This window comes from Bradyrhizobium sp. U87765 SZCCT0048, from assembly GCF_018131225.1.
Classification (GTDB): Bacteria; Pseudomonadota; Alphaproteobacteria; order Rhizobiales; family Xanthobacteraceae; genus Bradyrhizobium_A.
Genome location: NZ_JAFCMM010000001.1, coordinates 2,419,981 through 2,435,277, shown reverse-complemented (window position 1 = coordinate 2,435,277; position 15,297 = coordinate 2,419,981). Strand labels below are relative to the sequence as shown.

Sequence of the window (15,297 nt, the reverse complement as noted above, 5' to 3'; positions counted from 1 at the left end):
ATGCGGCCGTGCAGATGGCGGTGGACCGGCGGCGTCGCGAGGTTGAGCAGATGCGCCCACAGCGCCTGTGGTGGATCGATCAGGCTGATGATGCCCGTGCCGTTCCGGGCTAGGCTGGGGCGGCCCCGACGGGGGCCGGCCAGCGCCGGCAGGTGGCGCGCCGCCCGAACCACAGGGGGAAAGCCATGCCGACCATCGATCCCATGATTGCCGCAGGCGTGGTGGTCGCGACCGCCGCGACCGACGCGGTCTATGTGATGTTCACTTCCGCCGTGGTGGCGCGGCGGCGTTTGCCGGCGGCGACCTGGAGCAGCATCTGGTATCTGCTGTCGTCGTTCGCGGTGATCAGCTACACCGAAAACTGGGCCTATGTGGCGTTCGCCGCTGCTGGGTCATGGATCGGCGCGTTCCTGTCGCTGACATTCCTGCACCGCCCGACCGGTGGACCGCCGGTTGGTGCTGCGCCGGAGTAGGTCGCGGACTTCAGCGGGTGAACAGGGCGCGGTGATCGCTGAGGATCGCGCGCGCCGCATTGTGTCCCGGCGCGCCGGTGACGCCGCCGCCGGGATGGGCGCCGGCGCCGCAATGATAGAGGCCTCGCAGCGGGCCGCGGTAGTCGGCATGGCCGAGCATCGGTCGGGCGGAGAACAGCTGGTTGAGCGTCAGTGCGCCGTGAAAGATGTCGCCGCCGATCAGGCCAAAGTCGCGTTCGAGGTCGAGTGGCGTCAGTACCTGGCGGGCGATGACGCTGCGCGCGAACCCGGGAGCATGACGGTCCACCGTCGCGATCATCAGGTCGGCGACCTCGTCGCGACGGTCGTCCCAGGATGTGCCGTCTGGCAGCTGCGGCGCGACATGCTGGCAGAACAGGCTGGCGACATGGGCATCTTTGGGGGCGAGACTGTCGTCGAGTGTCGAGGGGATCAGCATCTCGACCACCGGCTCGCGGCTCCAGCCGAGCTGGCGCGCATCGAGATAGGCGCGGTCCATGTAGGCGAGGCTCGGGGCAATAATGATGCCGGCGGTGAGATGATCTCCTGTGCCTGGCAGTGCCTTGAACGACGGCAGGGCGGACAGCGCCACGTTCATGCGGAAGGTGCCCGAGCCACAGCGCCAGGCCTGCATCCGCCGCAGGAAGTCCGCCGGCAGGGCGTCCGCCGGCATGAGGCCTGTATAGAGCAGCTTCGGATTGACGTTGGCAGCGACATAGCGGGCGCGCAACGTTTCGCCGCCTTCCAGGACGACACCGGCGGCACGGCTGTTCTCGACGATCACCTCGCGCACCGGCGCGCCGGTTTCGATCTCGGCGCCGTGGGCGCGGGCGGCGGCTGCGAGCGCGGTGGTGATCGCGCCCATGCCGCCGATGGCATGGCCCCACACGCCCTTGCGGCCGTTCACCTCGCCGAAGGCGTGATGCAGCATCACATAGGCGGAGCCGGCGGCGTAAGGGCTGGCATAGTTGCCGACGATGGCGTCGAAACCGTACAGCGCCTTGACGAGATCGCTCTCGAACCAGTCGTCGAGGACGTCGCCCGCCGAGCGAGTGAACAGGTCGAGCAGAACGCGCTTCATGTCCAGCGACAGCTTGCCGAGAATGCCGGCGGTGCCGAGCGCATTGAGGCCTTCGCGGATGGCGGTCACGCCGAAACCTTCGACGAGGTTCGGCGGCGCACGCAGCACGAACTGCCTGAGCACATCGGCAATTCCTGCGAGCTCGTCGCTGAACGCGTCGATCCGTCCGGCGTCGTGCGCGCTCAGTCGCGCCACCGACTGGTGGGTGCGGCCGTCCCCGGTCAGCAGATAGCTGCCGTCGGAAGCGGGCAGAAAATTCTGGGCGCGTCGTTCGACGATGCGCAGGCCGTGGTAGTGCAGGCGCAGATCGGCAATGACCTTGGGATTGAGCAGGCTGACGGTGTAGGACGCCACCGAGTTGCGAAAGCCGGGGTGGAATTCCTCGGTGACCGCGGCGCCGCCGACCACCCTGCGGCGTTCGACCACCTTCACGCGCAGCCCGTTCATCGCGCAATAGGCGGCGCAGGTCAGGCCGTTGTGTCCCGCACCGATGATGACGACGTCGTAGTCCGGCATGCGTGCGATGTCCTCGGCCGATCGGTCCGTGGCCCGCCACGACCGGCGGCGGTCGGGCGACGGCATCCGCATCAATAGTCCCCCGCCTCACGGCGGGCAATGGTTGCCGGATATTCAGATGAACGGGGTTTGAACGGTGGCTTCAGGACGGCTTCAGTCCGGTCCGGCTACCTCCGGGCGATGGAGGTCGACGGGGCGTCGGCCGGCAGCGGGGGCATGCCATGAGATTGTTGGCTGGATTCATCGGCGTTGCGGCGTCCGTGGAGGCGATCGTCCTTTGCCTGGCTGTGGGGTGAGGCGACGATGGCCCCGGTTGTTGTTTTCCCGGCGAACGGCGAAGGCCGCGCTGGTGCCTCTGCTGCGGCTCCGGCCGAGCGAGAAGTGCCGGAATGCCCGGCGGATTGGCTCGTTGCGGCGCTCCTCACCTGCATGTCGCCGGCGTCTGGTCGCAGCTGCCACGCATCGATCGCCGCGGCCCTGATCGCGGCCTTGCGCCAGTTGCCGCTGGAAACAGGATGAGCGGAAGAGCCGTGGATGGCCAGGCCCTTTATCTGGATCACAGCTTCATGACATGGCGCCCTGCGAAGGCGGGTTGGAAAGGGAACGTCATCGTGATGAGGCCATTGATCACATCCGGATTGGCCAGCGGTGCCGCGTGTTGCCCGGCCGCATCTCCTGTGATCCAATCCCGCCGCCTTTCGATCCCCCTCCGGAGCCTGCATGACCGTGCTCGATACGTCCGCTGACCACGGCTCCGTGCCTGAGGTGATGCCCGCCGGCCGGCGGACGCTCGTCCTGGTCGTTTACACCGTCGCGATTTTCGTCAGTGCGCTGCTGTTGTTCTCGGTGCAGCCGCTGTTCGCCAAGATGGTGTTGCCGCGCCTCGGCGGTTCGCCGGCAGTGTGGTCGGTGGCGATGGTGTTCTTCCAGTCGCTGCTGCTCGCGGGTTATGCCTACGCCCATCTCCTGATGAAGGTGCGCAATCGCATGGTGCCGGTGGTGGTGCATCTGGCGCTGCTGGTGGTTGCGCTGTTGATGCTGCCGTTGTCGATTGCGGCCGGCTGGTCGACGCCGCCGTCGAGCGGCTATGCGCTGTGGCTGCTTGGGCTGTTCATCGTATCGATCGGACTGCCGTTCTTTGCGCTCGCGGCCAACAATCCGATGCTGCAGGCCTGGTTCGTGCGCACCGGTCATCCGGATGGCGCCGATCCCTACTTCCTGTATGCGTCGTCCAACATCGGCAGTTTTCTGGCGCTATTGTCGTATCCGCTGCTGCTGGAGCCGCTGTTTACGCTGCGCACCCAAAATCTCCTGTGGACCTCCGGCTATGGCCTGCTGATCGTCCTGATCGCAGGCTGCGGCGTGCTGCTGTGGCGCTCGCCGGCGCAGGCGACCGCTTTGACGACGGTGGAGAAGGTATCAGCGGTATCCCCGGGATGGCCGGCGCGGCTGCGCTGGATCTTTCTCGCCGCGGTGCCCTCGGGACTCCTGATTGCGGTGACGGCTCATATCTCGACGGACGTTGCAGCCGCGCCATTGTTGTGGGTGCTGCCGCTGTCGCTCTATCTGCTGACCTGGGTGCTGGTCTTCCAGTCGCGGCCGTGGTTGCCGCATCACTGGATGTTGATGCTGCAGCCGCTGGCGATCGCCGGCGTCATCGTCCTGCTGGCGTTCGGCGGCGAGCAGAACCTCCTGCTGACACTCGGCGGCCACCAGCTCTGCTTCTTCATCATCGCGATGGCCTGTCATGGCGAGCTGGCCCGCACCCGTCCGCCAGCCAGCGATCTCACCGGCTTCTATGTGGCGCTGTCGTTCGGCGGCATGGTCGGCGGCCTGTTCGCCGGGCTGATCGCCCCCTACACGTTCTCCTGGATCGCCGAATATCCGATCCTGCTGGTGCTGGCAGTGCTCTGCCGGCCGGTCGAGGAGGAGCGCTGGGCGCGCTGGACCCCCTGGCTATGGATCATGATCGCGCTGCTGGCGGTCGCGCTGATCGCGCCGGCCTATGGCAGAATGCCTCTTGCGAGCTGGCTGGAAGAGAACCGCATCGCGCTCGCCTCGGTGACGGCGGTCATCGGCGTGGTGATGGCGGCGGCATTGCATGCCGATCGCTGGAAGCTCGCCGCAGTGGCGGCGCTCGCGCTGGTCCTGATCCGCGTCTATCCGTCGGATGACGGACGCGTGGAGACGGTGCGCAGCTTCTTCGGGGTGCACAAGATCGTCGAGACGCCCAATGGCCAGTACCATGTGCTGATGCACGGCACCACGATCCATGGCGCGCAGAAAGTTCTCAACGACGACGGCAGCCCGGTGACCGGCCGGCCCGAGCCGATCTCGTACTATCACAAGGATGGCGGCATCGGGCAGGCGATCCAGGCGCTCCGCACCCGAAAGGGCGCGCCGCTGCGCGTCGCCGTGATCGGTCTCGGCGCCGGAACCCTGACATGCGCCGCACTGCCGGGAGAGAGCTGGACGTTCTTCGAGATCGATCAGACCATGGTCGATACCGCGCGGGATCCCTCCAAGTTCTCCTTCATCAAGTCATGCATGCCCGATCTCCAGCCAGTGATGGGCGACGCGCGTCTGACGTTCGCGAAGCAGCCCGACGGGATCTATGACCTGATCATCGTCGATGCCTATTCGTCCGATGCGATTCCGATCCATCTCGCCACCGAGGAAGCGATGGCGATCTACAAGGACAAGCTCGCACCGCAGGGCGCGGTGGTCATGCATGTCTCCAATCGCCACCTCGAACTGGCCAGCGTCGTGGTCGGCATTGCCGACGAAAACGACATGAAAAGCTGGGTTTTCAGCGAGGATTCCGGTCGCGACAACGACTACATCTTCTCTACCAATGTCGTGGTTTCCGCGCGCGAGGAAGCCGATGTCGGCACGCTCGCCGCGAGCAGTTCCTGGGTGCTGACCGAGCCGGCCGATCATCAGCGCGTCTGGACCGACGACTACTCCAACGTCCTCGGCGCCGTCTATCGGCGGCTGCGCGACGGCGAGTAGCCGTGGCGTCGCGACGCGCAATGGCATAGGATCGGCATACGGCGATCAGGCTGTTGCGCTGCGCTTTGCCGGTCTCGCATGCCGATGCGTCTTGTTGATATGTCTGGCCGATCTCGCGACGGCGGCGTGCGCAGCGATGACGATTTCGGGCAGCCTGCCGATCGGGAGGAACCGATGTACGCGGCAATCCGTCAAGCTAAGGCGCGTGCGGGCACAGCCGAGGAACTGGCCCGCCGGATCAAGGAAGGCGCCATTCCCATTGTCAGCGATGTCGAGGGCTTCATGGGCTACTACGTGGTCTATGCGCCGGACGACACCGTGACGGCGATCAGCCTGTTCAACAACCATGCCGGCGCCGAGGAATCCAACCGCCGCGGGCTGGCGTGGGTCGAGCAGAATCTCGCTCCGCTGCTGGCGGGGCCAGCCAGCGCCACGGCGGGCCCGGTGATCGTGCATACGCTGCCCTGACCGCCGGACGGTGGTGCAGGAGCCGTCAGGCGAGCTGACTGAACGTCCGCGCGAAGGAATCGATATGGTCGCGCATCGCCTGCGCCGCGCGATCGGTGTCGCGCTTCCTGAGCGCCGCGACGATGCGTTCGTGCTCCTCGATGGTCTCGGCGCGGTGCGTCTCGTTGCTGAGCGACAGCGCCCAGAATCGCGCTGAGCGATCGTTGAGATTTTTGACGATGCCGGCGAACACGCGATTGCGGGCGCCCGCCGCGATGCCTTCGTGGAAGCGCTGATCGAGGGCGATCAGCGCGCCGAGATCGTCGCGTGGCAGGCGGCGGCTGTCGGAGACGATGGCGGCAAGCGCCCTGATCTCGTCGTCTGTCATGCGTTCGGCGGCGAGGGCGGCGCAGGCCGGCTCGTTGACGCGCCGGGCGCCGACGAGGTCGAGGAAGTCGTCCATCGACAGCGGCGGCACCAGCATGCCCTTGCGCGGGACGATCTGCACGAGGCCTTCGAGTGCGAGACGATGGCATGCCTGATGGACCGGGGTGCGGCCGAGGCGCAGTTCGTCGCAGATCATCGCCTCGTTGAGCGGCGTATTGGGCGCGATCACAAGCGTCACGATCGCGGCCTTGAGGCGTTCATAGGCGATCTCGGCCTGGTTGGGCCGTCGCGCGGCGGCGGAGAGATCGGTCCGTCCGCTGAACGGCACGCGCGGCTTGGTCTTGGTCGCAGGCGCTTTGGCCGCAGACGCTTTGGGCGCAGGCGTCTTGCCGGCCGTTCCGCGGGAACTGCGGGCGGCGGCTTTCGGGGACGATTCGGCTGCTGGCCTTTTGTGCATCGCACCTTGATACATGGCTTTTATTTTCGCTTCAAAAAGATCTCAGATATTGTAGTGATATATCACTGCCGGGATGACGAGGCGGCCCGATGTGGCCCAGCGGAGAGCGCGACATGGCTCAAGTTGTTGATAATCCTGACGTCGCTGGGGGCGGTGCCACGCCGGTGGCCGCCGCGGCCTATGCCAAGGCCGCCGCCCGGTTGATCCCGGCCTTGGTCTTCCTGTTCATCCTGGCGTGGATCGACCGCGTCAATGTCGGCTTCGCCAAGCTGACCATGCTCAGCGATCTCAAACTCAGCGAGGCCGCCTACGGCTTCGGCGCCGGCATCTTCTTTCTCAGCTATTTCCTGTTCGAGGTGCCGAGCAACCTGTTGCTGGAGAAGATCGGCGCCCGCAAGACGCTCGCCCGCATTACCATCCTCTGGGGGCTGAACTGCGCGGCGATGGCCTTCGTCAAGACCGAGTTCTGGTTCTATGTGCTGCGCTTCACGCTCGGCATGTTCGAGGCGGGGTTCTTTCCCGGCGTCGTACTTTACCTGACCTACTGGTTTCCGGCGGCGCGGCGTGCCCGTATCAACGGCCTGTTCATGACCTCGTTCGCCATCGCCGGCATTGTCGGCGGTCCGATCGCCGGCCTGATCATGAGCAGCATGGGCGGCGTCGCCAACCTGTCGAGCTGGCAGTGGCTGTTCATCCTGGAGGGCATTCCGTCTGTGCTTGCTGGTATCGCGGTCATCCTGTGGCTGCCGGACCGCCCGCGCGAGGCGAGCTGGCTCAGTTCGCAGGAGGCACAGGCGATCGAGCGCGATCTTGCGGCGGACGCGGCGGCGGTGGTGACCGAATCCAGCTTCAAGGCCGCGCTCGCCGACTGGCGCGTCTGGCTGTGCGCCCTGATCTATTTCGGCATCGTCAGCGGCAACGCCACGATCGCGTTCTGGACGCCGTCGATCATCAAGGAGACGGGCGTCACCAATGCGCTGCATATCGGCCTGCTGGCGGCGATCCCGTTCATCGCCGGCACGATCGCGATGGTATGGAACGGCGCGCACTCCGATCGAACGGGAGAACGGCGGCTGCATTGTGCGATCGCGGCATTGGTCGCCGCGGTGGGGCTGGCGGCAACCGGCGCATCGATCGGCAGTGGCGGAACCGCCGCGCTGGTCGCGCTGACCGTCGCCGCGATCGGTATCCTGGCCGCGTTCCCGGTGTTCTGGACCATCCCGCAGGCGTTGCTCGCGGGCACGGCCGCGGCCGGTGCGATCGCCCTCATCAATGCGATCGGCAATCTCGCCGGCTTCGTCGCGCCATATGTCATCGGCATTTCCGCCGACGTGACCGGCAGCGCCACCTCGGGTCTCTATGTCGTCGGCGCGATCGAGCTCATCGCCGCCTTCCTCGTCTTTACGTTCTGCCGCTGGCAGGCCGTCAAGCGCTGATCACGTCCGGACGGGACGCAGTCCTGCGTTCCGCCCGCCTTGACTCCACCCCCTCCATGATCGACTGCAGAGGACACCATGCTTGAATTCAACCGCCACACCCGGTCCGGATCGCAAACGACGGCCTTCGCGCCCGACCACCTCGTGATCGCCGGCTGGGCCGCGCGCGACGAGGCGGCGGTGCGGCATCACATCGACGAGCTCGCCGCGATCGGCGTGCCGCCGCCGTCGAGCGTGCCGCTGTTCTATCGTGGCGGCGCCAGCCTGCTGACCCAAAGCGAGCGTGTCGAGTTTCTCGGCCCCGACAGCAGCGGCGAGATCGAGCCGGTCATTGTCGCCATGACCGATGGCCTGTGGCTGACCATCGGCTCCGACCACACCGACCGCAAGGCGGAAGCGCAGGGCGTCGCGCTGTCCAAGCAGCTGTGCGCCAAGCCGGTCGGCAAGGACCTGTGGCGTCTCGACGAGGTCGTCGGCCATTGGGACGAGCTGCAGCTGCGTGCCTATGCGACCATCGATGGCCAGCGCGTGCTCTACCAGGATGGCAAGCTGGCCACGCTGCGGCCGCCGTCCGACCTGATGCCGCGCTATGCCCAGGGCGGTCAGCTTGCCGTCGGCACGGTGATGTTCGGCGGCACCCTCGGTGCTATCGGCGGCGTGCGGCCGTCGAGCCGGTTCGAGATGGAATTGACCGACCCGGTGCTGGGCCGCTCGATCCGCCATGCCTATGACATCGTCGAGCTTCCCGTCGTTTCGTAAACTGGAGAACTGGAATGTCCGCCATTCGCGACAAGGTTGAGAAGGCGCTGGCGCAGATCGACGCCACCGCGAAGACCTCGCACGTCTTCACGGTGGTGTATCACGAGCGCGTTCGCGCCGAGGCTGATGCGGCCGATGCGCGCCGTCGGACCGGCTCCTCGCTGGGGCCGCTCGATGGCGCCATCGTCTCGATCAAGGATCTGTTCGACGTTGCCGGCGAGCCCACCACGGCGGGCTCCGCTCTGCTGCGGACGGCCGAGCCGGCCGCCACGGACGCGCCAGTCATCGCCCGGCTGCGCCGTGCCGGTGCGCTGATCATCGGCAAGACCAATATGTCGGAGTTCGCGTTCTCAGGCCTCGGCCTCAATCCGCACTACGGCACGCCGGGCAATGCGGTCGACCCGACGCGCGTGCCCGGCGGTTCGTCGTCCGGCGCGGGCGTCTCGGTGTCGGAAGGCACCAGCGAGATCTCGATCGGCTCCGACACCGGCGGTTCGGTGCGCATTCCGGCGGCGTTCAATGGCGTCACCGGCTTCAAGCCGACTGCGGGCCGGGTCTCGACGGAGGGGGCATTCCCGCTGTCCTATACGCTCGACACGATCGGGCCGCTGGCAAAGACGGTGCAGCAGTGCGCCGACACCGACGCCATCATGGCAGGATACGCGCCACAGCCCGTCACCGCGTTTCCGCTGGCGGGCCTGCGGGTCGGCGTGCCGCGCGGGCTGATGTTCGAGAATGTCGATTCGGTGGTTGGTGCGGCGTTCGAGGCGCAACTGACGCGGCTGTCGCAGCTCGGCGCCAAGGTGGTCGATTGGCAGGTCGACGATCTGATCCTGGCCATGCGCCAGGCGACCGCGCCGGCGGCGATCGCCGCGGTGGAGGCCGCCGCGGTCCATGCGCCGTGGCTCGATACCCGCGGAGCCGAATACGACCGGCGCGTGCTCAGCCGCATTCTCGGTGGCCGTGCAGTGCCAGCGGCGACGTTCATCAACACCATGCGCCGCCGCAGCGAGCTGATCGCGGCCATGGACGCGCGGCTGACCCCGCTCGACGTGCTGCTGCTGCCGACGGTGCCGACCGTGGCGCCGGAGATCGCAGCGCTCGAAGCCGATGATGACCTGTTCGGCCGCATCAACCTGCAGACCCTGCGCAATCCGATGCTCGGCAATCTGTTCGAGCTGACCGGTACGTCGCTGCCGGTGAAGACGTCGAGCCTGCCGGTCGGCCTGATGCTGATCGGCCGCCGCATGACTGATGCGCGTCTGCTGTCGGTTGCCAAGGGCGTCCAGGATCAGCTGGAACTGCACTGACGCCAGTGCCGGCCGTTGCGGCTGCTCGATGAAGGGTCGGTGATCAAAAAAAGAGCCCGGGATCGCGATGCGGTCCCGGGCTTTTTGCGTGGTCGGAGTGCGGCTTAAGAGTGGATCACCTGGATGTCGGTGTTTTCGAACAGGCCCTCTTCGCCGAACTCGACGCCGACGCCCGAGCCCTTGACGCCACCGAACGGGGCGTTGGGCTGGATCGCGCCATGCTTGTTGATCCACGCCGAGCCGCATTCGAGCTGCAGCGCGATCTCCTTGGCCCTGGCGGTGTCTTTCGACCATACCGAACCGCCGAGGCCGTTCGGATTGTCATTGGCGCGGGCGATCACGTCGTCGATATCGCTGTAGCGGATGATCGGCAGCGCCGGGCCGAACTGCTCCTCGTCGACCAGCGGGTTGCCATTGTCGAGGTCGGAGATCAGCGTCAGCGGGAAGAACAGGCTGTCGTCCTTGTCCGCGGTGCCGCCCAGCAGCACACGGCCGCCGGCCGTCTTTGCCGCCTCGACGAGGCGAGCGACCTTGTCGCGCTGCATACGGTTCTGGATCGGGCCGAGCACGCTCTTCTCGTCGAGGCCATCGCCCACGGGAATGTTCTTCGCATAGGTCGCAAGGCTGTTGCAGATTTCGTCATAGACATTGTCGTGGACATAGAGCCGCTTGAGCGCGGCGCAGGTCTGGCCGTTGTTGATGAAAGCGCCCCAGAACAGCCCCTCGGCGATCTGCTGCGGATCGACATCGGGCAGCACGATGCCGGCGTCGTTGCCGCCGAGCTCGAGGGTGAGGCGCTTGAGGGTATTGGACGCCGACGACATCACCTTCTGGCCGGTCGCGGACGAGCCGGTGAAGGTGATCTTGCCGATGCCTTGGTGGCCGGACATGTGGGCGCCGAGGAAGTCCTCGCCGGCGACGCAGCTGACGACACCCGGCGGCAGCACCTCCTGCATCAGCTCGATCATGCGCAGCGTCGACAGCGGCGTGAACGGCGACGGCTTGTTGACGACGGTATTGCCGGCACGGATCGCGGGGATGATGTGCCAGATCGCGATCATCAGCGGCCAGTTCCACGGCGTGATCGAGCCGACCACACCGACCGGCTTGCGGTGCAGCTCGATGCGCCCCTCGTTGTTGTCCTGCAGCACCTTCACCGGAATGTCGAGGTCAGCGGTGTAGTGCGCCCAGGCTTGTGCGCCACCGAGTTCGAAGCGTGAGCCGAGGCCGTTCAGCGGCTTGCCCTGCTCGATGGTCAGGAGCCGCGCGAGCTCCTCGGCATTGTCCTTGATCTTGTCGGCGACGGCGTGACAGAGCTGCTTGCGCTCGGCGTCCGGGCGCTTCGCCCAGGCCTTCTGTGCCTTCGCGGCGGCTTCGATCGCATCGTCGAGCTGCTCGCGCGACGCCTTGGGCGCAAGGCCGGCGACCGCGCCGGTGGAGGGGTTCAGCACCTCGAAATGATCCGCGGCCTGAACGGTTTTGCCGTCGATGACGAGAGCGTAACGCTCCATCGGTTTCCTCCTGGGAAATCTCTTGGGAATGAGGGACGTCGGTCGCTCATTCGCCGCAATGCGGGAGGGGCTGTCAAGGTCGCGAAGTCAGCCATTCGGCGGATGGCGCTGGGAGGCAATGTCGAGTGCACTCTGTGCAACGCACGCAACTGACATTTTCGTGACCGCGTGGCAGGTGGCCCATTGCGGCTCGCGTTGTTTCTAGACCGCGGGCGTTACCGCAGCTTCGGCGAGCACGCAGCGGGCAAGATGGCCGGGCGCCACCTCGATCGCGGGCGGCAGTGCGTCGAGGCAGCGCGGCTGGGCCTGACGGCAGCGCGGCGCGAATGCGCAATTGACCGGCGCCTGATCGAGCGATGGCGGCGTGCCCGGAATGGTCTCGAGCCGTGCGCCACGAACCGCGCCGTGCACGGTCGCAGTCAGCAGCCCGCGCGGGTAGGGATGGACGGGTGTCCGGACGATCCCGGCGAGTGGCGCCGTCTCGACGATCTGGCCGGCATACATCACGGCGATGCGATCGGAAATCTCGGTCGCGACCCCGATGTCGTGGGTGACGAAGATCACAGACATTCCGAACTCGCGTTGCAACTCGCGCAGCAGCAGCAGGATCTGGATCTGGACCGTGGCGTCGAGAGCGGTGGTCGGCTCGTCGGCGAGCAGCACCTTCGGTTTGCAGGCGAGGGCGAGCGCGATCATCGCGCGCTGGCGCATGCCGCCGGACATTTCGTGAGGATAGGACTTCAGCCGCCGCTGGGCCGAGGGAATGCGCACGACGTCGAGCATCTGCAATGCGCGGGCCATGGCGTCGGCGCGGCTCGCGCCTTCATGGCGCATGACGGTCTCGGCGATCTGGTCGCCGATGGTGTAGACCGGATCGAGGGCAAGCCCGGGCTCCTGGAAGATCATCGACACGGTTCGGCCGCGGAAAGCCGATAGCGCCTCGTCGTCGAGGGCGAGTACGTCCTGTCCGGAGATGCGGATGCGGCCACCGATCGCCGTGCGCCGCTCTGGCAGCAACCGCATCAGTGCGCGCAAGGTCACGCTCTTGCCCGAACCGGATTCTCCGAGCAGGCCGAGCACCTCGCCTTCGGCTAGTGACAGGCTGACGCCGTTGACCGCGTGCACCGTGCGCGCGCCGGAAAAGCGCACGGTGAGATTGTCGACTTCGACAAGGCTGGTCATGGGAGCGCAGGCCTCCGGGCATGAAAGTCGGTCGCGCGCTGGAACGCGGCGCCGATGCGCAGGATCGTCGCCTCGTCGAACGGCCGTCCGATCACCTGCAGGCCGATCGGCAGTCCGGCGGCGCTGAATCCTGCGGGGATCGCCAGCGACGGCAGGCCAAGATAATTGATCGGCCGCGTGAAGCGGGTCAGGTTCTGGATCACCGCCTCGGCGCCGTGCTGGTTGCCGACATCGCTCTCGGCAATGGTCGGGGCGGGGATCGGCGACACCGGCACCAGCAGCGCGTCGGTGCCGGCGATGGCCGCAAGATGTGCGGCGAGCGCGGGGCCACGCCAGCGCAGCGCCTCGAGATAGCTCAAGGCTGGAACGGCAAGGGCGTTCTGCAGCCGCATCAGCACCTGTGGGCCATAGTCCTGTGGCCGTTCGATCATCCACGCCTTGTGGAAGGCGGCGGCCTCGACCGCGAGGACAAGCTGGCACGCCGCGGTCAGTTGGGGTTGCGAGGGCAGCGACACCTGGACAATGGTTGCGCCCTCGCGGCGCAGCGTCGCGAGGGTCTCCTCCAGCACGCGGCCGACGTCGGCATCGAGGTCGTCGACATAGAACGCGGCCGGCACGCCGATGGTCAGGCCCGCCATGGGTTGACGCGTTGCGGCGAGATAGTCGGGCACCGGCGCATTGCGCAACGTCGGGTCGGCGGGGTCGGCGCCGGCCATCAGGCCGGTGAGCAGCGCGCAGTCCTCGGCGGTGCGTGCCAGCGGACCGACGGTGTCGAGCGACTGCGACAGCGGCATCGCGCCCGCGCGGCTGATGAGGCCGACGGTGGTCTTGAGACCGGTGACGCCGCAGTAATGCGCCGGCAGGCGGATCGAGCCGCCGGTGTCGGAGCCCAGAGCCGCGAAGGTCAGCCGTGCGGCGACAGCGGCGCCGGAGCCGGATGATGACCCCCCGGTGACATGCGCCGGATTCCACGGGTTGCGGGCCGGTCCGTAGTGCGCGTTGTGACCGGTCGGACCATAGGCGAACTCCGACATCTGCAGCGTGCCGAGCCGGATGGAGCCTGCGTCCTTGAGGCGCTGCAGTGCGGTCGAGGTCGTGGTCGCCACCCAGTCACGGCGAATCGCCGAGCCGCAGGTCGAGACCTTGCCGGCCTCATAGTACATGTCCTTGTGGGCGAGCGGCACGCCATGCAGGGCACCGCGCGAACGCCCCGCCGCGAGCTCGGCGTCGGCAGCGTCGGCGGCAGCCAGCGCGCCCTCCGGCTCGGTCGCCATGAAGGCGTTGAGTGTCGGTTGCAGCCGGGCGATGCGTGTCAGGCATGCCTGCGTCGCTTCACGCGATGAGAGGGTCCTGGCGGCGATCGCGCCGGCGATCTCCGTCAGCGACAGCAGGGCGGGATCGTTGCTCATCGGGCAGCGGCGGTCTGTACTGCGGTGAAGGACGCGGGCTCGAGGTCGAGCGGCAGCGTGCCGGCGATGGCGGCAAAGCCGTTGAACGCGGGCCCGATCGAGGCGGCGATGCGGGCGGCGACCTCGGGCGCGACCGGAAGGCCGGCAACCTCCGCCATCACGGCGATATCCTCCGGGGACGGAGCAGCTTGATCGGGCGCAGACATGGCAATCTCCTTGTTCTTGTGGTTATGGGGCCGCTGCCTGGCTGCCCTCCGCGGCGCGGCTGTGGCCAGAGCCTGGCACGGCCATGTGGCACGCCACCTCATGGCCCTCACCATCGACTGGCGCGAGGCGCGGCGTGATCGTGCCGCACACAGTCTCGGCGAACGGACAGCGCGGGTGGAAGCGGCACGCCTGCGGTGGATCGATCGGGTTCGGCGGGTCGCCGGTGATCGGCGGCGTCATGGTGCGCCGGTCCGGATCGGTGCTCGGCATCGCGGCCAGAAGGGCGCGGGTATAGGGATGCGCGGGCGCCTGCCACAGGCTGTCGACGGGGCCGATCTCGACGACCTCGCCGAGATACATCACCAGCACGCGGTCGGAGATGTAGCGTACGACGTTGAGGTCGTGGCTGATGAAGATATAGGTCAGTCCGAATTCGCGCTTGAGGTCGGTGAGCAGGTTGAGCACCTGCGCCTCTACCGACTTGTCGAGCGCCGACACCGCCTCGTCGAGAATGACGAGGCGCGGCGACAGGGCGAGCGCGCGCGCGATGTTGACGCGCTGCCGTTGGCCGCCCGAGATCTCGTGGGGGTAACGTCCGGCGAAGGTGTCCGGCTGCAGGCCGACCTTATCGAGCAGGTCGTGCGCGAGGGCCCGTGCCTTGCCCGAGCCCATGCCATGAACGCGCGGGCCGAAGGCGATCGAGTCCGTCAGGGTGAGGCGTGGATTGAGGGAGGCGTAGCTGTCCTGGAACACCATCTGCATGCCGCGCCTGAGGTCGGCCAGCGGCAGGTCGCGACCGATGGTGCGGCCATCGTAGAGGATGTCGCCGCGGTCGCGCGGCATCAGATGCATCAGCAGGCGCGCGGTGGTCGACTTGCCGCAGCCGGACTCGCCGACAATGCCGACCGTCTCACCCTTACCGACGGTGAACGACACGTCGTCGACGGCGCGTACGGTGCGCTGTTGGCTGAACAGCCCGCCGCGCACCGGAAAGTGCTTGGTCAGGCCCTGCACCGTCAGCAGCGGCTGCGCGGCGCCGCCGCGGTCCTCGATTGGCGCGAAGGGAGAGGTCTCGACGCTCGCACGTGACAT

General features: G+C 67.1%; 14 protein-coding genes. 7 read left to right on the top strand and 7 right to left on the bottom strand.

Annotation, left to right across the window (positions count from 1 at the left end; all coding sequences use genetic code 11):
• Nucleotides 1–185: 185 nt before the first annotated feature.
• Nucleotides 186–473, top strand: a complete 288-nt coding sequence (locus JQ639_RS10755; RefSeq protein WP_211966094.1) for a hypothetical protein — start codon at nt 186–188, stop codon at nt 471–473.
• 10 nt (nt 474–483) lie between these two features.
• On the opposite strand, the gene JQ639_RS10750 is transcribed toward JQ639_RS10755, so the two are convergent.
• Nucleotides 484–2,154: a phytoene desaturase family protein gene (locus JQ639_RS10750; protein WP_211966564.1), complete on the bottom strand. Its 1,671-nt coding sequence runs from the start codon at nt 2,152–2,154 to the stop codon at nt 484–486.
• A 237-nt stretch (nt 2,155–2,391) separates the two neighbouring features.
• Between JQ639_RS10750 and JQ639_RS10745 the strand changes: the two genes are divergently transcribed.
• The 3 genes from JQ639_RS10745 (at nt 2,392) to JQ639_RS10735 (ending at nt 5,568) form a co-directional block, all read left to right on the top strand.
• Entirely contained in the window at nt 2,392–2,607 is a 216-nt protein-coding gene (locus JQ639_RS10745) for a hypothetical protein (protein WP_211966093.1), read from the top strand.
• 249 nt (nt 2,608–2,856) lie between these two features.
• Nucleotides 2,857–5,100, top strand: coding sequence for a spermidine synthase (locus JQ639_RS10740; protein ID WP_249123123.1), 2,244 nt, complete (start codon nt 2,857–2,859; stop codon nt 5,098–5,100).
• Between the two features lie 174 nt (nt 5,101–5,274).
• Nucleotides 5,275–5,568, top strand: a complete 294-nt coding sequence (locus JQ639_RS10735; RefSeq protein WP_211966091.1) for an antibiotic biosynthesis monooxygenase — start codon at nt 5,275–5,277, stop codon at nt 5,566–5,568.
• Between the two features lie 25 nt (nt 5,569–5,593).
• Here JQ639_RS10735 and JQ639_RS10730 read toward each other — a convergent pair whose 3' ends face one another.
• A complete protein-coding gene (locus tag JQ639_RS10730; RefSeq protein WP_349644609.1) occupies nt 5,594–6,262 on the bottom strand; it encodes a GntR family transcriptional regulator in 669 nt (222 codons plus the stop codon).
• A gap of 242 nt (nt 6,263–6,504) precedes the next feature.
• Here JQ639_RS10730 and JQ639_RS10725 point away from each other — a divergent pair, with 242 nt between their 5' ends.
• The 3 genes from JQ639_RS10725 (at nt 6,505) to JQ639_RS10715 (ending at nt 9,896) form a co-directional block, all read left to right on the top strand.
• The gene (locus tag JQ639_RS10725) at nt 6,505–7,827 is read left to right on the top strand and encodes an MFS transporter (protein WP_211966089.1); all 1,323 of its coding nucleotides are present in this window, start codon (nt 6,505–6,507) and stop codon (nt 7,825–7,827) included.
• A 78-nt stretch (nt 7,828–7,905) separates the two neighbouring features.
• Nucleotides 7,906–8,586, top strand: a complete 681-nt coding sequence (locus JQ639_RS10720) for a DUF2848 domain-containing protein (RefSeq protein ID WP_211966088.1) — start codon at nt 7,906–7,908, stop codon at nt 8,584–8,586.
• Between the two features lie 14 nt (nt 8,587–8,600).
• Complete coding sequence (locus JQ639_RS10715) at nt 8,601–9,896, top strand: amidase (RefSeq protein WP_211966087.1); 1,296 nt, start codon at nt 8,601–8,603, stop codon at nt 9,894–9,896.
• Nucleotides 9,897–10,000: 104 nt separating this feature from the next.
• Here JQ639_RS10715 and JQ639_RS10710 read toward each other — a convergent pair whose 3' ends face one another.
• From JQ639_RS10710 to JQ639_RS10690, 5 genes are all read right to left on the bottom strand, one after another.
• Nucleotides 10,001–11,407: an aldehyde dehydrogenase family protein gene (locus JQ639_RS10710; protein WP_211966086.1), complete on the bottom strand. Its 1,407-nt coding sequence runs from the start codon at nt 11,405–11,407 to the stop codon at nt 10,001–10,003.
• A 201-nt stretch (nt 11,408–11,608) separates the two neighbouring features.
• Nucleotides 11,609–12,589: an ABC transporter ATP-binding protein gene (locus tag JQ639_RS10705; RefSeq protein WP_211966085.1), complete on the bottom strand. Its 981-nt coding sequence runs from the start codon at nt 12,587–12,589 to the stop codon at nt 11,609–11,611.
• Nucleotides 12,586–13,998, bottom strand: coding sequence for an amidase (locus JQ639_RS10700; protein WP_211966084.1), 1,413 nt, complete (start codon nt 13,996–13,998; stop codon nt 12,586–12,588). The genes JQ639_RS10705 and JQ639_RS10700 overlap by 4 nt, the downstream gene beginning before the upstream one ends.
• On the bottom strand, nt 13,995–14,204 hold the full coding sequence (locus JQ639_RS10695) for a hypothetical protein (RefSeq protein ID WP_211966083.1): 210 nt from the start codon (nt 14,202–14,204) through the stop codon (nt 13,995–13,997). Before JQ639_RS10695 ends, JQ639_RS10700 begins: the two co-directional genes overlap by 4 nt.
• 22 nt (nt 14,205–14,226) lie before the next feature.
• The gene (locus tag JQ639_RS10690) at nt 14,227–15,297 is read right to left on the bottom strand and encodes an ABC transporter ATP-binding protein (protein WP_211966082.1); all 1,071 of its coding nucleotides are present in this window, start codon (nt 15,295–15,297) and stop codon (nt 14,227–14,229) included.